This is a genomic window from Micromonospora sp. WMMC273 (assembly GCF_027460285.1).
In the GTDB taxonomy this organism is placed as follows: Bacteria; Actinomycetota; Actinomycetes; order Mycobacteriales; family Micromonosporaceae; genus Micromonospora; species Micromonospora aurantiaca.
In genome coordinates this window covers 5,687,828-5,706,360 of the sequence record NZ_JAPZBE010000001.1, presented here as the reverse complement: position 1 = coordinate 5,706,360, position 18,533 = coordinate 5,687,828, and the positions used below count along the sequence as shown (strand labels likewise).

The window sequence follows — 18,533 nt, the reverse complement described above, 5'->3', positions numbered from 1 at the left end:
GGACGCCCGGCGCCGGTCCGTAGGGGGTTGACGGACCGACGCCGGGCGCGCCCGGTCAGGCCAGCGCGGCCTCTGCGGCGGCCAGGAACGCGTCGTTCTCGGCCGGGGTGCCGATGGTGACCCGGACACCGTCGCCGGGGAACGGGCGGACGATCACGCCGCGCGCCTCGCACGCCCGGCCGAACTCCACCGCCCGCTCGCCCAGCGGCAGCCAGACGAAGTTGGCCTGGCTGTCCGGCACGTCCGGGACGAACTTGCGCAGCGCCTCGGTGACCCGGTCCCGCTCGGCCACCACCAGCGCGCAGCGCCGCTCCACCTCGTCGGCCTGCGCCAGCGCGGCCAGCGCGCCGGCCTGGGCCGCCATGCTGGTGGAGAACGGAGTGACCACCTTGCGCACGGCGGCGGCCACCTCCGGCGCGGCGACCAGCCAGCCGATCCGCAGACCGGCCAGGCCCCACGCCTTGGACAGCGTGCGCAGCACCGCCACGTTCGGCCGGTCCAGGTAGGTCAGGCCGTCCGGCACCTCGGGGTCGGTGACGAACTCCCGGTACGCCTCGTCGATCACCACGAGCACGTCGTCCGGCATCGCGTCGAGGAAGCGGTCCAGCTCGGCCCGGCGTACCGCCGTACCGGTGGGGTTGTTCGGGTTGCAGACCAGCACCATCCGGGTCCGGTCGGTCACCGCCGCAGCCATCGCGGAAAGGTCGTGGCCGTGGCCGGCGTCGTTCGGCACCCGCACGCTCGTCGCGCCGCTGGTCGCCGCGATGATCGGGTACGCCTCGAACGAGCGCCACGAGTAGAGCAGCTCGTCACCGGGCAGGCAGGTGGCGCGCACCAGGTGCTCGGCCAGCGCCACCGAACCGCAGCCGGTGGCGATCCGGTCGGCGTCCACGCCGTACCGCTCGGCGAGCGCCTGACGCAGTGCCACCACGCCCATGTCCGGGTAGCGGTGCGAACCCGCCACCGCCTCCGCGACCGCCTCCACCACGCCCGGCAGCGGGCCGTACGGCACCTCGTTGCTGGCCAGCTTGATCGCCTCGGCCAGCCCCAGCTCGCGGGCCAGGTCGGCCGGGCTGCGGCCGGGCACGTAGTTGGGCAGCGCGTCCAGGTCGGCGCGGGTGAGCCGCAGCGCGGGCTGCTGGCGTCCGGTCTCGGTCATGGGGTGTCTCCCGGGGTGTCGGCGCTCTCGGGCGGGGTGGTACGGGTGTCACGCTTGCGGGGGAGCTGGACCACCACCGTCTGCGCCCGCTTGTCGTGCAGGGCCTGGCGCAGCGGATGGTCGAACAGGGGTGAGACCGCGTCGATGAGCTGGAGCACCAGGCCCAGCCCGCAGCAGTACCAGAGCAGCGTCGGCAGGCCGAGCGTGCTCCAGCGCCGGGTGGCCCGGCCGAAGCCGAGTGGCTGGTCCGCCTCGACCGGCAGCGCGCGGATGCCCATCAGCCGCTTGCCGAAGGTCTGGCCGCGCGCCGCCATCGACGGCACCTCGTACGCGTACCAGAGCGCGGTGGCGATCACCAGAATCGCGATCTGGAGGCCGCCGGCCTGGTCGTCGATCTGGGGCAGCCCTTCGGTGGACGTGTCACCGTTGAGCGCCCGGCGCACCGACTCGCGCAGGTACGGGGAGACCGCCTCGACGTAGCGCCAGACGAACCAGCCGTTGACCACGGCGTTGAGCAGGAACACCACGCCGAAGTCGATCAGGCGCGCGACCAGCCGGGCGCCGTACGACGCGAGCGGCAGCCCGTGCGGACGCGGGACCGGCTGCGCACCTGGCCAGTGCGGGTACGGCCAGCCCGGCGGCGGTCCCTGCGTGCCCGGCCCGGCCTGCCCCGGCTGCCCGGGCTGGCCCGGCTGACCCGGCCACGGGTTCACCTGACCCGGCTGTCCCGGCCACGGGCCGCCCTGGCCGGGCTGACCCGGCTGACCCGGCCACGGGCTCGGTCCGCCCGGACCGCCGGGCGTGCCGGACGTCGTGGTCGCGTCGGGGCGGCCGCCGGGGCCGGTGGCCTGCTGGCCGGCGGCGGGCGTCGAGGCGGCCGGCGCGGGCTCGGGTTCGGGGGGCGGCGGGCCGTCGGGCGGGGTGACGTCGACCGGGATCGGCGCGCCGATCCAGCCCTCGCCGTCCCACCACCTGCGGGTCTCCGTGTCGGCGGGGTCGACGTACCAGCCAGGTTCCAAACTCACGATGCCGTCCTTGTTCCCGACTGCGGGGCTCGCAGACCCGGCTCACTCCTCGCGCTCACGGGCCAACCTTAACGACGACCGTTCCGGCGAACTTGTCGTGGAGGCACTGCTGCCAGGGCTTGTCCCACAGTTGCCAGAAACCGTCGAGGTAGCTGAGGAACGGCACGAACATCCCGCCGGCGAACTCGACGACCCAGCGCTTGCCGAGCATCCCCCGGCTCAGCGCGGCGTCCGGCTGCAGCGGCACGATCCGTAGCTTCATCACCTTCTTGCCCAGCGTCTGCCCGGTCCGGCGGGCGTACTCGACGTGGTAGACCCAGTAGAAGGCGAGCATCAGCAGCAGCACCCCGAGCTCGGCGGCGAACAACGGCAGGAGTACGCCGGTCCAGAGCTCGGCCGGGTCGGGGCCGTTCGGGCCGGCCTGCTCGATCTCGTCGATCATCCGGACGAAGACGAGGAAGAAGACCGGCAGGAACAGTGCCATCGTCACCGCCACGGCGACGGCGGTGTCGATCAGGTAGGCGAGCAGCCGGTCACCGAAGCTCGCCAGCGGCTGCCCGTTCGGCGCGACCGGAGGCGGGACGGGCATCGGGGCGTACCCGGGTGGGGGGTAACCGGGAGGTGGGTAGCCGGGCGGGCCGGCGTACCCCGGGGGAACGTGCTGCGCGGGCACCGCCGGTCCGCCGGGCGGCGCGAAGCCGCCGCCCGCGGGTACAGGACCGGCGGGCGGCGGCGTCGGGTTCGGAGGAGGCTGGGTCACGCGGACAGTGTTACAGGTTCCCGCGCTTCTCCTGCTCGCGCTCGATCGCCTCGAACAGGGCCTTGAAGTTGCCCTTGCCGAAGCCGAGCGAGCCGTGCCGCTCGATCAGCTCGAAGAAGACGGTGGGGCGGTCCTGCACCGGCTTGGTGAAGATCTGGAGCAGGTAGCCGTCCTCGTCCCGGTCGACCAGGATCTTGCGGGACTGAAGCTCCTCGATCGGCACCCGGACGTTGCCGATGCGGGCGCGCAGCTCCGGGTCCTCGTAGTACGAGTCCGGGGTGTCCAGGAACTCGACGCCCGCCGCGCGCATGGCGTCCACGCTGGCCAGGATGTCGTTCGTGGCCACGGCGATGTGCTGGGCGCCGGGGCCCTGGTAGAACTCCAGGTACTCGTCGATCTGCGACTTCTTGCGGGCCACGGCCGGCTCGTTGAGCGGGAACTTCACCTTGCGGGTGCCGTTGGCGACGACCTTGCTCATCAACGCCGAGTAGTCGGTGGCGATGTCGTCGCCGATGAACTCCGCCATGTTCGAGAAGCCCATGACGCGCTTGTAGAACTCGACCCACTCGTCCATCCGGCCCAGCTCCACGTTGCCGACCACGTGGTCGACGGCCTGGAAGAACCGCTTCGGCTGGAGGCCGGCGTCGATCATCGGCTGGCGGTCCACGATCGGGCCGCGAGCGACGAAGCCGGGCAGGAACGGGCCGGTGTAGCGGGACCTGTCGACAAGGCTGTGCCGGGTGTCGCCGTACGCGGCGATGGACGCCATCCGCACGGTGCCGTGCTCGTCGCTGACGTCGTGCGGCTCGACCAGGCCGGTCGCGCCCTGCGCCACGGCGTGCGCGTACGCGGCGTCCACGTCCGGCACCTCCAGCGCGATGTCGGAGACACCGTCGCTGTGCTTCGCCACGTGCTCGGCGCCGTCTGCGTCCGGGCGGACCGCGCCGGTCAGCACGAAGCGGGCCGAACCGCTTGTGAGCACGTACTGCGCGTGGTCGCGGTAGCCCTGCTCCGGCCCCCGGTACGCCACGCAGGTCATGCCGAACGCGGTGGAGTAGTAGTGCGCGGCCTGCTTGGCGTTCCCCACCAGGAAGTGGACGTGGTCCATGCCCTTGACCGGGAACGGGTCGCGGGTGATGTCGTGGTCGACTGCGCCGACGAGAGCGTCGACGTCGACCTCCTCGGTCGACTGGGGTCGGTCGATCGCCTGGGTCATGGTGGCCTCCCTCGCGTACCGGCCGGCCTCGGGGGCCGCCGTGGATGTGCTCTTCCGGCGAGGATCTACGGACCGCGGTGAGTTGGGCAACAGTTGACGTAATTCCTGGTCAGGTTGTGCATTCGGTACCGTCGGACACCATGAACACTGGTCAGGATGTACAGCTCGACGAGCTCGACGCGCGCTTGATCGAACTGCTCGCGGAGGAGCCCCGGATCGGCGTGCTGGAGTGCTCCCGGCGCCTCGGCGTCGCCCGCGGCACGGTCCAGGCCCGGCTCGACAAGCTCGTCGACCGGGGCGTGGTGACCGGGTTCGGGCCGGACATCACCCCCGCCGCGATCGGGTTCGGGGTGACCAGCTTCGTCACCCTGGAGATCAGCCAGCGGCACGGCCACGACCAGGTCACCGCGCACCTGGCCGCGATCCCCGAGGTGCTGGAGGCGCACACCATCACCGGCTCCAGCGACCTGCTCTGCCGCATCGTCGCCCGGTCGAACACCGACCTCCAACGGGTCATCGACCAGATCGTCGCCTCGGAGGGCATCCGGCGCGCGTCCACCATCATCGCGCTTGCCGAACAGATCCCGTACCGCACGCTGCCGCTGGTCCGCTCCGCCGCCCGCGGCGCCCCTTAACACCCCGGGCCGCCCAAGAAGCGCCGCGACACGCACCGCACGCGGCCCGGGGGACCGGTGATCGTCGCTACCGTGTGCGGTGTGAAGGGCCTAGGGATACGCGGCTGGTTGCTGCTCGGGCTCGTCACCGTGGTCGTACTCGCCGCGACAGGCGTCTGGAACCCGTTCCCGGCGCTGTGGGACTGGGTCGACCGGAGCAAGCCGATCAGCGAGCCCGACGTGGTCTGGCAGCAGCGCGTCGGCGGCACGCCGCGCAGCGTCACCATCGCCGGCGACACCGTGATCGTCGAGCAGCGCACCCGCATCGAGGCGCGCAACCTCGCCGACGGCGGCCAGCTGTGGGAACGCAAGGCCGACTGGTCGGCGGTCGCGGGCAGCGGCCGGGAGTCGGTCGTCGCCGTGGGCAAGCTGCTCGACAAGGGGTACGAGGTGCTCGACCCGGTCAGCGGCGTGACCCGGCGCCGCGACGATCGCGCGATCGCCGTCTGGACCTACCGGAACCTGCTGCTCGACGCGTACTGCGTGCAGGCCACCGACTGCACACTGCGCGCCTGGGACCCGCGCGGCACCGCTCCGCTGTGGAGCGCGTTCCTGCCCGGCGTGCACAGCGGCGTGCTCGCCGACAACCCGGAACTCCTCGGCACCCGGCGGCTCGGCGCCACCCGGATCGACGGCGGAGTGGCCGGGCCGGAGTCCGTCCCGCCGCTTCTCGGCTTCCCGGTCGACGGGCGGGTGCACGTGGTGGACACCGCCACCGGCCGGGTGCTCCAGAACGTCCAGCCCGGCCGGGAGGAGCGGCTCGCCGTGGTCGGCGGCCGGCTGCTGCGGATCGAGGCCACCTCCCGCGACGGGAGCTGCTACTACGCGGTCACCGCCGTGGACCCGGCCACCGGTCAGCAGGTGTGGCGGCGTACCGGGATCAACCTGCGCACCGCCGACTACGCCGGCTGCGTGCAGCGGGAGGACCCGCAGGGTGGACGCAACGTCCTCATCGGGGTCGCCCCGGACGGCCGTGAGGCGGTGCTCGACGGGTACGACGGCCGGCTGCTCCAGGCCGGCGCGGACGGCGAGAAGCTGCTCGCCGTGGACGACCGCTACGCCGTGGTGCGCAGCGCCGACAAGGGTTCGCTGCTGGGCCGGGAGCTGTCGGCCGACCGGACCCGCTGGACCCGCCCGGCGGGCGGCAAGAGCGGCGCGGCGCTCACCCCGTACGCGGCGGTGATCAGCGAGGAGAAGCCGTCCCGGCTGATCGCGGTCGGGCCCCGGGACGGCCGGGTGCTGGTCGAGCTGCGCACCTCCGCGAACGCGCTGGCGGTCGGCCCGAACGGCATGATCATCGGCGAGGGGCGGGAGATCGGGTACGTCCGCTGGGGCGCCGGCACGTCCGAGGCGCCGGGGCCGGACCAGGACGGCGCGCCGGTGGCGCCCGACCCGGGAGGCAGTTGGCGCCCGCCGAGCGACCAGGGAAGTTGCGGACCGAAACGGGAACTCTGCGCCGACGGCAAGTGACAGCGGGTGAGAGGGTCGTCCCAGGACCGACCTGCGGGTGCCACCGATCGACGGCTCTGCCCTAGGCTTTTCGGTCATGAGCAGTGCCGCCGCCTTCTCGTACGCACCCCTGCTGCCGACCGGTCCCGACCAGACCGAATACCGCCTGGTCACCGACGAGGGCGTGGACGTCGTCAACGGCCCCGGAGGCCGCCGGTTCCTCACCGTGGATCCGGGCGCGCTGACCGCGCTGACGGCCGAGGCGATGCACGACATCGCCCACTTCCTGCGCCCGGCCCACCTGGCTCAGCTCCGCGCGATCATCGACGATCCGGCGGCCTCGCCGAACGACCGCTTCGTCGCGCTCGACCTGCTGCGCAACGCCAACATCGCGGCCGGCGGTGTGCTGCCGATGTGCCAGGACACCGGCACCGCGATCGTGATGGGCAAGCGCGGCCGGCACGTGCTCACCGACGGCACCGACGCGGAGGCGATCTCGCGCGGCGTCTACCAGGCGTACACCCGGCTCAACCTGCGCTACTCGCAGCTCGCCCCGCTGACCATGTGGGACGAGCGGAACACCGGCAGCAACCTGCCCGCCCAGGTGGAGCTGTACGCCGAGGACCCGGACGGCCACGCCGACGCGTACAAGTTCCTGTTCATGGCCAAGGGTGGCGGCTCGGCCAACAAGTCCTACCTCTACCAGGAGACCAAGGCGCTGCTGAACCCCACGCGGATGATGCAGTTCCTGGAGGAGAAGCTGCGGCTCATCGGCACCGCCGCCTGCCCGCCCTACCACCTGGCGATCGTCATCGGCGGCACCTCCGCGGAGTACGCGCTGAAGACCGCGAAGTACGCCTCCGCGAAGTACCTCGACGCGCTGCCCACCGAGGGCTCGATGAGCGCGCACGGCTTCCGTGACCTGGAGTTGGAGGCCGAGGTGCTGGAGCTGACCCGCAACTTCGGCATCGGCGCGCAGTTCGGCGGGCGCTACTTCTGCCACGACGTACGGGTGGTCCGGCTGCCCCGGCACGGCGCCTCCTGCCCGGTGGCGATCGCGGTCTCCTGCTCGGCCGACCGGCAGGCGGTGGCGAAGATCACCCCGTCGGGCGTCTGGCTGGAACGACTCGAGACCGACCCGGCGCGTTATCTGCCCGACGTGACCGACGAGACGCTGGAGACCGAGGAGGTCGTCCGCGTCGACCTGAACCGGCCGATGGACGAGATCCGGGCCGAGCTGTCGAAGTACCCGGTGAAGACCCGGCTGTCGCTGACCGGCCCGCTGGTCGTGGCCCGGGACATCGCACACGCGAAGATCGCCGAGCGGCTGGACGCGGGCGAGCCGATGCCGCAATATCTGCGCGACCACGCGGTCTACTACGCCGGCCCGGCGAAGACCCCCGAGGGCTATGCCTCCGGCTCGTTCGGCCCCACCACGGCGGGCCGGATGGACGCGTACGTGGAGAAGTTCCAGGCGGCCGGCGGCTCGATGGTGATGCTCGCGAAGGGCAACCGGTCCGCCCAGGTCACCCGCTCCTGTCAGGCCCACGGGGGGTTCTACCTCGGCTCGATCGGCGGCCCGGCGGCCCGCCTCGCGCAGGACTGCATCAAGCACGTCGAGGTGCTCGAATACGCCGAGCTGGGCATGGAGGCGGTCTGGAAGATCGAGGTGGAGGACTTCCCCGCCTTCATCGTCGTCGACGACAAGGGCAACGACTTCTTCGCCGAGGTCACCAAGCCGGTCCTCACCGTCGGCCGGCGCTGACGTCAGACGTACACCAGGGGCGCTCGGGATCGTCCCGGGCGCCCTCGGTGTGTCCGTCGTGCATCGACATCGGTGCGCCTGCCCGGCCGGGTGGCCGGGCAGGCGCACCGCCCCCGTCGGATGCCGTCACCGACAACCGTTGACGAGTCTGGGTGCCGTCGCTATCGGATCGCTATCGCCTCGTCGCGCCGCTCGGTGACCGTCGGGCTACGCTGCTGGAAGTTGCATGGCGGCAGGCGGGGGCGCGGATGCGATTCGGGATCTTGGGGCCCTTGCGGGTCGGCGGCGGCGAAGCCACCGTCACCGCGGGCCGGGATCGCACCGTGCTCGCCATGCTGTTGCTGCGCCCCGGCCGGGTGGTGCCGGTGGAGGATCTGGTCGACGCGGTCTGGGAGGAGCGCCCGCCGGCCACCGCGCGCACCCAGCTCCAGATCTGTGTCTCGCGGCTGCGGCAGCGGTTCGCGGTGCTCGGGCTGCCAGCCGGGACGATCGTCACCGACCCGGCGGGCTACGGCATCCGGATCGAGCCGGACGACCTCGACGCCGACATGTTCGCCCGTGCCGTGGAGGCGGCGCGTGCCGAGGCCGCCGCCGGCCGGCCGGCCGAGGCGCGCCGCCACTACCGGGCAGCTCTTGCGCTGTGGCGCGGCCCGGCGCTCGCCGGCATCCCGGCCCGGGTGGTGCGGCTGCGGGCCCAGGCGCTCGACGAGCAGCGGCTAGCCGTGCTGGAGGACTGCGTCGACGTGGAGCTGCGGCTGCGCCGGGGCACCGAACTGGTCGACGAACTCACCGAGGCCGTCGAGCACAATCCGCTGCGGGAACGGCTGCGAGGTCAGCTGATGCTGGCTCTCTCGGCGGTCGGCCGGCAGGCGGACGCGCTCGCCGTCTACCGGGAGGGCCGACGGATCTACGCCGAGGAGCTGGGCATCGAGCCGGGCGCGGCGTTGCAGGAGCTGCACCAGCGCGTGCTGGCCGGCGACGAGGCGGCGGGCGCGCGCCCGGCGACCCCGGTACGCACACTGCCCCGGGCCATCCGGGACTTCACCGGTCGTCAGCAGACCATGGCGCGGCTCGTCAAGGACATCGTCGAGGGGGGCACACGGCTGTATCTGATCGACGGGATGGCCGGCAGCGGCAAGACGACCCTCGCCGTCCAGGTCGCGACCGGGTTGCGCGAGCGGTTCCCCGACGCGGAACTCTTCATCGACCTGCACGGCTACAGCGAGCGCAGCCCGCTGGCCCCCGCGGCGGCCGCGGCCACCCTGCTGCGGCAGCTCGGCGTGCCGGCCGAGCGGGTGCCGGTCGACGCGGAGGACCGGCTGGCGATGTGGCGCTCCGAGCTGGCCGACCGGCGGGCCGTGGTGGTGCTCGACAACGCGGCGAGCGCCGCCCAGGCGGCGGCGCTGCTGCCCAGCGGTCCGGACAATCTCGTGCTGGTGACCAGCCGGCGGCGGCTGGCCGGGCTGGACGAGGGGCGTCCTCACTCGCTACCGGTCCTGGACCCGGACGAGGCCGTCGAACTGCTCGGCCGGATCGTCGGCGCCGACCGGGTCGACGCCGAGCCGGCCGCGGCCGCCGAGGTGGTCCAGCGGTGCGGTCACCTGCCGCTCGCCATCCGGCTGGCCGGGTCCCGGCTCGCGCACCGTCCGCACTGGCGGGTCGCCGACCTGGCGCGGCGGCTGGCCGAGGCGCAGGACTCGCTGGCCGAGCTGGCGGTCGGCGAGCGGTCCGTCGGGGACGCCTTCACGCTCTCGTACGCGCAGGTCTCGGCGCCGGCCCGGCGGCTGTTCCGGTTGCTCGGACTCCACCCCGGCATACGGTTCGACAACCGGGTGGCGGCGGTGCTCGCCGACGTGCCTCTGCCGGAGGCGCAGGACCTGCTGGACGAGCTGGTGGACGTGCACCTGGCCGAGGAGACGGCCCCGGGCCGCTACCGCCTCCACGACCTGCTCCGGGAGTACGCCCGCCGGTTGCTGGCCGAGACCGAGCGCCCGGAGGAGCGACAGACGGCGGTGGCCCATCTGCTCGACCATCACCTTCAGGTGGCGGTCGGCCTGGCGATGGTCGCCGAGACGAAGCTGGGCGCGCTGAGCCAGGTCGCCTTCCCGCCGCCGCGGCGTCCCGATCTGCTGCCGGCCCCGGGCACGCCGGGTCAGTCCTGGTTCGACGAGAACCGGGCGGCTCTCGTCGGACTGGTGCACCTGGCCGAGTCGGAGGGCCTTCCGGCGTACTGCTGGCAGCTGACCCGGGCGTGCTGGTGGTCCAATTTCGTCGGTGGCCACCTCGACGAACTGGTCGAGACGCATGAGGTGGCGCTGCGCGCCGCCGTCGGGTCGGGGGACGAGGAGGCCGTGGCGATCACCATGAACTACCTCGCCTCGGCGAAGTTCCGGTTGGGGGACTTTCCGGAGGCGATCCGGTTCCTGGAGGCGGGCGTCGACAGGTACCGCCGGCTCGGCCTGCGCCGGGAGCAGGTCCAGGCGCTCTCCAACCTCGCCGCCGTGTGTTTCGGGACCGACGACGCGGAGCGCTGCATCAGGTACGTCGACGAGGCGCTGCGGATCAGCCGCTACCCGGACGACGCGGCGACCATGTCCAGCCTGTTCAACATGCTGTCGGTCGCCGAGCTGTTCCGTGGCCGGTACGACCTGGCCCTCCGGGCGGCCCGGCGGCACATCGTCCTGGGGAGGGAGGCCGGGGATCCGCGGCACACCTCGAACGCGGTCGGCCACCTCGGCATGATCCGGCACCGCCTGGGCCAGACCGGGCCGGCCCGCCGGCTGCTCCGGGCGGCGCTGCACCTGAAACGGAGCACCGCGAACCGGTTCGGTGAGGGGGAGATCCTCAACGAGATCGGCATGATGGAGCGTGAGGCGGGCCGCCCGGTCGAGGCCGCCGACCAGCACCGGGCCGCTCTGCTCGCGATGACCGACGCGGGGGACCGGATCGGGCAGTGCGCCTCCCGTAACCTCCTCGCCCGCGCCCTGCACGACCTGGGCGACGTCGACGCCGCGATCGACCTGCACCGCCGGGTGCTGGACGACGCCACGCGCCTGAGCCTGCGCTACGAGCAGGCGCGGGCCCTGGACGGCCTCGCCCGCTGCCTGCGGCACACCGACCCGGACCAGGCCCGCCGGTATGCCGTGCGAGCGCTGGCGCTGTTCCGCCAGGTCGAGTCGCCGGACCGGCGGGAGACCGAGAGGCTGCTCGCCGAGCTGGGCTGAGGGCCGCGCCACTTTCCCTGCACACCGACCGGCGGCGCGGCAGGATGGAACGCGTGACGACTCCAGAGGCGACCGGCTACCGGATCGAACGCGACTCGATGGGCGAGGTGGAGGTGCCCGCCGAGGCGCTGTGGCGGGCGCAGACCCAGCGCGCGGTGCAGAACTTCCCGATCTCGGGGCGCGGGCTGGAACCGGCCCAGATCAAGGCCCTGGCGCAGATCAAGGGTGCGGCGGCCCTGGTCAACGGTGAGCTGGGGGTGATCGACGCGGACGTGGCGCAGGCGATCGCCACCGCTGCCGCGCACGTCGCAGAGGGCGGCTACGACGACCAGTTCCCGGTGGACGTGTTCCAGACCGGTTCCGGCACCTCGTCCAACATGAACACCAACGAGGTGATCGCCACCCTGGCGAGCCGCGAGCTGGGCCGCGACGTGCACCCGAACGACCACGTCAACGCGTCGCAGTCCAGCAACGACGTCTTCCCCACCTCGATCCACCTGGCCGCCACCCAGTTCGTGGTGGAGGATCTGATTCCCTCGCTGAAGCAGCTCGCGGGCGCGCTGGAGGAGAAGGCGGCCGAGTTCGAGACGGTGGTCAAGGCCGGGCGTACCCACCTCATGGACGCCACGCCGGTCACGCTCGGGCAGGAGTTCGGCGGCTACGCCGCGCAGGTCCGCTACGGCGTCGAGCGGCTGGAGTCGGCGCTGCCCCGGCTGGCCGAGCTGCCGCTGGGCGGCACCGCCGTCGGCACCGGCATCAACACGCCGCTGGGCTTCGCCGACCGGGTGATCGGCAAGCTGCGGGAGTCGACAGGGCTGCCGCTGACCGAGGCGCGCAACCACTTCGAGGCGCAGGGCGCCCGGGACGCGCTGGTGGAGACGTCCGGCCAGCTCCGTACCGTCGCGGTCGGTCTCTACAAGATCGCCAACGACGTGCGGTGGATGGGCTCCGGCCCGCGTGCCGGGCTGCGTGAGCTGCGCATCCCCGACCTCCAGCCGGGGTCGTCGATCATGCCGGGCAAGGTGAACCCGGTGGTGGCCGAGGCGATGCGGCAGGTCTGCGCCCAGGTGATCGGCAACGACGCGGCGGTGGCCTTCGCCGGGTCGCAGGGCGACTTCGAGCTGAACGTGATGCTCCCGGTGATGGGCCGCAACCTGCTGGAGTCGATCAAGCTGATCGCCGCGTCCAGCCGGCTGTTCGCCGAGCGGCTGGTGGCCGGCCTGGTCGCGGACGCCGAGGTCTGCCTGGCGTACGCGGAGGGCTCGCCGTCGATCGTCACCCCGCTCAACCGCCACCTCGGGTACGACGAGGCCGCCTCGATCGCCAAGGAGGCGCTGGCCAAGCAGGTGTCCATCCGCGAGGTGGTGATCGCCCGGGGGCACGTCGACTCGGGCACGCTCACCGAGACCCAGCTGGACGAGGCGCTGGACCTGCTCCGGATGACCCACCCCTGAGCCGGCGCCGGTAATTGCCTCGACCCGTCACAGGGGGCGCGGCATGATCCGACGGTGCGTGACGACGGCGGGGTGTTGCTGGAGACCGCGCGGCTGACGCTGCGCCGGTTCACGATTGACGACGTGGATCGGCTGGTGGCGCTGGACGCCGATCCGGAGGTCATGCGCTTCCTGACCGGCGGCGCGCCGACCTCGGCCGCGACGTACCGGGACGAGGTGCTGCCCCGGGTACTCGCGCAGTACGACAGGTTTCCCGGGCTCGGCCGCTGGGCGACGCTCGACCGGTTCACCGGCGAGTTCCTCGGCTGGCACTCGCTCGACCCGTCCGACGACGGCGCCGAGGCGGAGCTGGGCTACCGGCTGCGCCGCGCCACGTGGGGGCACGGGCTGGCGACCGAGGGCGCGCGGGCGCTGGTGCGGCACGCGTTCGACACGGTCGGCGTCCGCCGGGTGTGGGCCCAGACGATGGCGGTCAACGACCGCTCCCGCGCGGTCATGGCCCGCGCCGGGTTGCGTTACGTCCGCACGTTCCACCTGGCCTTCGACGACCCGATCCCGGGTACGGAGCACGGCGAGGTCGAGTACGAGCTGCGCCGCGACGCCTGGCCCGGGACGCGTCAGGAGTGGGACGCGGCGGCCCTGCGGGCCCGGTAGGCGCTCACCGCGGCGCGGTTGCCGCAGCCGGCGTCGCAGAACCGGCGCGACCGGTTCCGGGACAGGTCGACGAGCACGTTGTCGCAGTCCGGGTGGTCGCAGTGCCGCAGCCGGCTCAGTTCGCCCATCCGGACCAGGTCGGCCATCGCCATCGCGGCCTCGACCGCCATCCGGGTCGCCAGCGGCGCGTCCCGCGGCACGGCGTGCAGGTGGTACGGCTCGTCGTCGTGCCGCACGAGTTGCGGCAGCGCGTGCGACTCGCGCAGCAGCGCGTTGACGATTGCGACCACCTCGTCGGTGTCGCCGTACCAGATGCGGCGCAGCCGGGGCCGCAGCGCGCGGACCTGGCGCAGTTCGGCGTCGGTGTGCTCGTGCCGGCCGCCCCAACCGTGGGCGGTGAAGAACGCGTCCAGGGCGGCCACGTCGGGCAGCCCTTCCCGGTCGTCGCCGGCGGTGTTCACCAGTGCGGCGACGCTGACCAGCGCGCATTCGGTGTCATGGGCGAAAAGCAACTTGACTCCTGTCGGAGGCTACGCCTAGCGTCATCAGCATAACCTTCCTTGACTCATGACCAGGAGATGCCGATGCGTGAACGGTCCGGCGTCGGGCTCGGCCTGGCACTGCTCTCCGCGATCACGTTCGCCACCTCGGGCACCTTCGCCCGCCCGCTGATCACCGGCGAGTGGACGGCGGTCGCCGTGGTGATCGCCCGGGTCGGCATCGCCGCGCTGGTGCTCGCCGTCCCCGCCGTGCTCGCGCTGCGCGGCAGGTGGAACGTGCTGCGCCGCAACGCGGGAACCGTGGTGCTGTTCGGGCTGCTCGGCGTGGCCACGGCGCAGGCGTGCTTCTTCAACGCGGTCCGCTACCTGCCGGTCGGCGTGGCGCTCCTGCTCGAATACCTCGGCATCGTGCTCGTGGTCGGATGGATGTGGCTGGTCCACGGGCAGCGCCCTCGGCTGCTCACTGTGGCCGGCTCGGTCATCGCCCTGTGCGGGCTGGTGCTCGTCCTCGACCTCACCGGCGCCGGACGACTCGACCCGGTGGGCGTGCTCTGGGGCCTCGGCGCGGGCGTGGGACTCGCCGGATACTTCGTCATCGCCGGCCGGATCGACGCGGGCCTGCCCTCGGTCGTGATGGCCAGCGGCGGCATGGCCGTCGGGGCGCTGGCGCTGCTCCTGCTCGGCGGCATCGGAGCGCTGCCGCTGGCGGCCGGCACCGCCGACGTCACCTTCGGCGGGCACCGGGTGAGCTGGCTGGTGCCGATCGCCGGGCTGTCGCTGATCGCCGCAGTGGTCGCGTACCTCGCCGGTGTCGCCGGCACCCGGCTGCTCGGGGCACGGCTGTCCTCCTTCGTGGGTCTGACCGAGGTGATGTTCGCGGTCCTGATCGCCTGGCTGGTGCTCGACGAACTGCCCAGCCTGATCCAGCTGGCCGGCGGCGTGCTCATCCTCGGCGGCGTCGCCCTGGTCCGGGCGGACGAACTGCGCGGTACACCGCCGGAACCGGCTGACGCACCGGCCGAGCCGGTGCTGACCGGCGAGCGATGAGCGGGCCGCCCGGCGCCGTCGTCTTCGACGCCGACGAGACACTCGTCGACCTGCGCCCGGCGATCACCGGCGCGCTCGTCGCCGTACTCGAGGAGATGCGGCGGCGGACCCCGGCGGCGGCCGCTGTGGTGCTCGCGGACCTGGAGGGGGACTGGGGTGCGGTCTTCGGCGCGCTCAGCGCCGCCCCGGTGCAGGAGATCCGGCGGGCCGCGCTGGCCCGGTCGCTGGCCCGGGCCGGGCTGGAGGCGGACCTGGACGAGTTCGCGGCGTTGTTCTTCGCCCGCCGGTACGCGCTGAGCCGGCCCTTTCCCGACGCGCTGCCCGCGCTGGCGGCGCTGCGCCCGCACCACGTGCTGGGCTTCGCCACGAACGGCAACAGCCGCGCCGAACGCTGCGGGCTCGCCGGGCAGTTCGCCTTCGAGCTGTACGCGCACGAGGGTGGCCTGCCCAAGAAACCGGCGCCGGAGTTCTTCGCGGCGGTGGTGGCCGCGTCCGGGCTGCCCGCCGCGCGCATCGTCCACGTGGGCGACTCGCCGGAGCACGACGTGGCCGCCGCCCAGCGGGCCGGGCTGCGCGCGGTCTGGCTCAACCGGGCCGGGTTGCCCCGCCCGCGCGGCCTCGAACCGGACGCCGAGGTGTCCTCGCTCGCCGGACTGTCCACGGTGCTCGCCACCTTGATGAGCGCGAATGCCTAGTTGCCGCCGATAACGGACGTCGATCTGGCGGAACCGGCTCCCGTGATGTGGGATGACACCACGTCCCTCAACGAGAGGATCTGATGTGGTGAGCAAGCGCTTCACCGTCGGCGCGGTCGCTGCTGCGGCCTCGCTGGCACTCACGGTGACCGGCCTGAGCATCCCGGCGAACGCCGCGCCGTCGGAGTTCCGGACCTTCACCGTGCTGGCCGAGAGCGGCGTCTCCAGTGACGCCGCGGTCGCCGCGATCACCGCCGCCGGTGGCAAGGTCGTCGCCCGCACCGACGACGTCGGCCTGTTCCAGGTCAGAAGCGACCGGGCGGACTTCGCCAGCCGGGCCACCGCGGCCGCTGCGCTGGTCGGCGCGGCCGAGGAGAAGGCGATCGGCCGCAAGCCGAAGCTGGACCGGGTCGAGCAGGAGCACCTGCTGGCCGCCGCGGCGACCAAGGGCAAGGCCGCCAAGGGCAACGGCAAGAAGATGGACCCGCTCGACGACAAGCTCTGGGGTCTGGACATGATCCGGGCCGACAAGGCCCGCAAGATCGAGCCGGGCGACCGCCGCGTCACCGTCGGCATCCTGGACACCGGCGTCGACGCCAGCCAGCCCGACCTGGCGCCGAACTTCAACTGGGCGCTGTCGCGCAACTTCGCCCCGGACATCCCCGAGGTCGACGGCCCGTGCGAGGTGGCGAGCTGCCTCGACCCGGTCGGCACCGACGACGGCGGGCACGGCACGCACGTGGCCGGCACCATCGGCGCCGCCGCGAACGGCTTCGGCCTGTCCGGCGTGGCCCCGAACGTCTCCCTGGTCGAGCTGAAGGGCGGCCAGGACAGCGGCTACTTCTTCCTCAACCCGGTGGTGAACGCCCTGGTGCACGCGGGCCGGTCCGGGCTGGACGTGGTGAACATGTCCTTCTACGTCGACCCGTGGCTCTACAACTGCACCGCCAACCCGGCCGACTCGCCGGAGGCGCAGGCCGAGCAGCGCACCGTCATCGAGGCCATGAAGCGGGCGCTCAACTTCGCGCACCGCAAGGGCGTCACGCTCGTCGGCTCGCTCGGTAACAACCACGAGGACCTGGGCGCACCGCGCACCGACGTGAGCAGCCCGGACTACGGCGCCGACCCGTACCCGCGCCCGATCGACAACGCGACCTGCTGGGACCTGCCGGTCGAGGGCCCGCACGTGATCGGCGTGTCGGCGGTCGGCCCGTCCGGCAAGAAGTCGGACTACTCGAACTACGGCACCGAGCAGATCTCGGTGGCGGCTCCGGGCGGCTGGTTCCGCGACGGCTTCGGCACCGACACGTACCGCACCGACGCCAACATGATCCTCTCCACGTACCCGAAGAAGGTGCTCCAGGAGGAGGGGTCGGTCGACGAGAACGGCGACATCGTCGCCGGCTTCGAGAACTCGGTGTTCAAGCAGTGCACCGCCAAGGGTGAGTGTGGCTACTACACCTACCTGCAGGGCACCTCGATGGCGTCCCCGCACGTCTCGGGCGTGGCGGCGCTGATCGTCAGCAAGCACGGCAAGAAGGAGGGCCGCAACGGCTACGGCATGGCGCCGAACCTGGTCGAGCAGCACCTCTACCGGACGGCGGCCGAGCACGCCTGCCCGGAGCCGCGGCTGCAGAGCTACACCAACGAGGGCCGGGACGCCGAGTTCGACGCGTACTGCGCGGGCTCGCTGAACTTCAACGGCTTCTACGGCTACGGCATCGTCGACGCCTACGCCGCGGTGAAGACCCCGGTCAAGCCCAACGTTCGACCGTAACGACAGTTCCCCCGAGGTGGCGGTGTCCGGAGTTTCCGGACGCCGCCATTTCGGCGTTCCGGTGACCTGCGCAGCTGGTGGCGTGGCGGCTGGTGGGGCGGCGGCCGGTGTCACGGCCGCCACCCCCGGGCCACCAGTGCGGCGCGGATCTCCCGCACCAGGGCGGGGAACTCCTTGCGCAGACGGCGGCCGGTCACGTGCAGCACCAGCCAGCCGGCCGCGACGAACTGGTTGAGCCGCCGCCGGTCGAGGTGCATCCGGTCCGCGTCGGAGTGCCACTGACCGTCGTACTCGACAGCGACCCGGAACTCCGGCCAGGCCAGGTCGGGGTGCAGGATCAGCCCGGTCGGCACCCGCACCGGATACTGGGCCACCGCGCGAGGCAGGCCGGCGAGGACGAGACGGACCCGCAGGTGGGACTCGGGCGGGGACTGGGCCAGCCCGTCGGTCAGGCCGAACACCCAGACCGCCCGCCGCCCACCGGGGCGACAGGCGTTCCGGGCCGCCTCGCTCGCCAGCGCCGACCGGTTCACCGAACCGGTACGCAGCAGCCCGTCGATGATGCCGACCGCCTCCACCGGATCGGCCCAGACCGCAGTCTCCCAAGCGCAGGCGGCCGGCTCGGTGCGTGGCGGAGGCCCGGCCAGGATCATCACCGCGCCGGGGGACGACTCCGCGAACGGGTTCGATGCGGCGGCGGAAGCCGGCGGGACGATCCGGCCGTGCGGTCCGGGCCCCCTTGCGGCGCTGCCGACGGGGACCAGGAGACCGCTGCGTGTGCTCGCCATAGGGGCGTGGTGCACCCGGACACCGGGCTGGGAGTCGGCCCGGACCGTGGCCGGCAGCAGGACGTGCACGTCGTCGGTGAAGCCCGCGGCGTGCTCGACCCCGTGCAGGTAGGCCGCCGACGGACCGGCGATCGCCGCGCCGGGTGGCAGGCGCAGCAGCGCCGCGCGGCAGGCCAGCGCGTGGTCGCGGTCGAGTCGCGCGTCGGCGTAGACGTCCTGCCGGAGCCGGATCCAGGACGCGCCGCGCAGATGATGCCGGGACAGCAGCCCGCGCCGGATCGCTTCCGAGCCCCGGAAGACCTGCCAGGCCAACTCCGGTGGTCGATGAGGATGAGGTGGCATGTGA

Annotated in this window: 15 protein-coding genes; 9 read left to right on the top strand and 6 right to left on the bottom strand. The window is 72.7% G+C overall.

Annotated features, from left to right (window positions below; all coding sequences use genetic code 11):
* Nucleotides 1-55: 55 nt before the first annotated feature.
* The 4 genes from hisC to hppD all read right to left on the bottom strand — a co-directional run bounded on the left by hisC (nt 56) and on the right by hppD (nt 4,160).
* The gene (gene hisC, locus O7611_RS26520; protein WP_135242305.1) at nt 56-1,159 is read right to left on the bottom strand and encodes a histidinol-phosphate transaminase; all 1,104 of its coding nucleotides are present in this window, start codon (nt 1,157-1,159) and stop codon (nt 56-58) included.
* Complete coding sequence (locus O7611_RS26515) at nt 1,156-2,184, bottom strand: RDD family protein (RefSeq protein WP_269697757.1); 1,029 nt, start codon at nt 2,182-2,184, stop codon at nt 1,156-1,158. The genes hisC and O7611_RS26515 overlap by 4 nt, the downstream gene beginning before the upstream one ends.
* A 55-nt stretch (nt 2,185-2,239) precedes the next feature.
* A complete protein-coding gene (locus tag O7611_RS26510) occupies nt 2,240-2,773 on the bottom strand; it encodes an RDD family protein (RefSeq protein WP_228532486.1) in 534 nt (177 codons plus the stop codon).
* Nucleotides 2,774-2,954: 181 nt separating this feature from the next.
* Nucleotides 2,955-4,160, bottom strand: a complete 1,206-nt coding sequence (gene hppD, locus O7611_RS26505; RefSeq protein ID WP_013288921.1) for a 4-hydroxyphenylpyruvate dioxygenase — start codon at nt 4,158-4,160, stop codon at nt 2,955-2,957.
* Nucleotides 4,161-4,300: 140 nt separating this feature from the next.
* On the opposite strand from hppD, the gene O7611_RS26500 reads away from it, so the two are divergent.
* The 6 genes from O7611_RS26500 to O7611_RS26475 all read left to right on the top strand — a co-directional run bounded on the left by O7611_RS26500 (nt 4,301) and on the right by O7611_RS26475 (nt 13,380).
* Entirely contained in the window at nt 4,301-4,795 is a 495-nt protein-coding gene (locus O7611_RS26500; RefSeq protein WP_194801915.1) for an Lrp/AsnC family transcriptional regulator, read from the top strand.
* A gap of 72 nt (nt 4,796-4,867) precedes the next feature.
* Complete coding sequence (locus O7611_RS26495) at nt 4,868-6,304, top strand: outer membrane protein assembly factor BamB family protein (protein ID WP_269697756.1); 1,437 nt, start codon at nt 4,868-4,870, stop codon at nt 6,302-6,304.
* A 76-nt stretch (nt 6,305-6,380) separates the two neighbouring features.
* On the top strand, nt 6,381-8,048 hold the full coding sequence (locus O7611_RS26490) for a fumarate hydratase (RefSeq protein ID WP_013288918.1): 1,668 nt from the start codon (nt 6,381-6,383) through the stop codon (nt 8,046-8,048).
* A 248-nt stretch (nt 8,049-8,296) separates the two neighbouring features.
* A complete protein-coding gene (locus O7611_RS26485) occupies nt 8,297-11,272 on the top strand; it encodes an AfsR/SARP family transcriptional regulator (protein ID WP_269697755.1) in 2,976 nt (991 codons plus the stop codon).
* A gap of 53 nt (nt 11,273-11,325) precedes the next feature.
* Nucleotides 11,326-12,726: a class II fumarate hydratase gene (locus O7611_RS26480; RefSeq protein ID WP_370584978.1), complete on the top strand. Its 1,401-nt coding sequence runs from the start codon at nt 11,326-11,328 to the stop codon at nt 12,724-12,726.
* Nucleotides 12,727-12,780: 54 nt separating this feature from the next.
* Nucleotides 12,781-13,380 carry a GNAT family N-acetyltransferase gene (locus O7611_RS26475; RefSeq protein ID WP_194801911.1) on the top strand — a complete coding sequence of 200 codons (600 nt, stop codon included), beginning with the start codon at nt 12,781-12,783 and terminating at the stop codon, nt 13,378-13,380.
* On the opposite strand, the gene O7611_RS26470 is transcribed toward O7611_RS26475, so the two are convergent.
* Complete coding sequence (locus O7611_RS26470) at nt 13,344-13,892, bottom strand: CGNR zinc finger domain-containing protein (protein WP_269697754.1); 549 nt, start codon at nt 13,890-13,892, stop codon at nt 13,344-13,346. The two genes, O7611_RS26475 and O7611_RS26470, sit on opposite strands and share 37 nt — an antisense overlap.
* A 72-nt stretch (nt 13,893-13,964) precedes the next feature.
* On the opposite strand from O7611_RS26470, the gene O7611_RS26465 reads away from it, so the two are divergent.
* The 3 genes from O7611_RS26465 to O7611_RS26455 all read left to right on the top strand — a co-directional run bounded on the left by O7611_RS26465 (nt 13,965) and on the right by O7611_RS26455 (nt 17,399).
* Nucleotides 13,965-14,927: an EamA family transporter gene (locus O7611_RS26465; protein ID WP_194801910.1), complete on the top strand. Its 963-nt coding sequence runs from the start codon at nt 13,965-13,967 to the stop codon at nt 14,925-14,927.
* Nucleotides 14,924-15,622: an HAD family hydrolase gene (locus O7611_RS26460; RefSeq protein ID WP_194801909.1), complete on the top strand. Its 699-nt coding sequence runs from the start codon at nt 14,924-14,926 to the stop codon at nt 15,620-15,622. Before O7611_RS26465 ends, O7611_RS26460 begins: the two co-directional genes overlap by 4 nt.
* Before the next feature lie 88 nt (nt 15,623-15,710).
* A complete protein-coding gene (locus O7611_RS26455; RefSeq protein ID WP_194801908.1) occupies nt 15,711-17,399 on the top strand; it encodes a S8 family serine peptidase in 1,689 nt (562 codons plus the stop codon).
* 110 nt (nt 17,400-17,509) lie between these two features.
* Here O7611_RS26455 and O7611_RS26450 read toward each other — a convergent pair whose 3' ends face one another.
* Entirely contained in the window at nt 17,510-18,529 is a 1,020-nt protein-coding gene (locus tag O7611_RS26450; protein WP_194801907.1) for a hypothetical protein, read from the bottom strand.
* Nucleotides 18,530-18,533 lie beyond the last annotated feature (4 nt).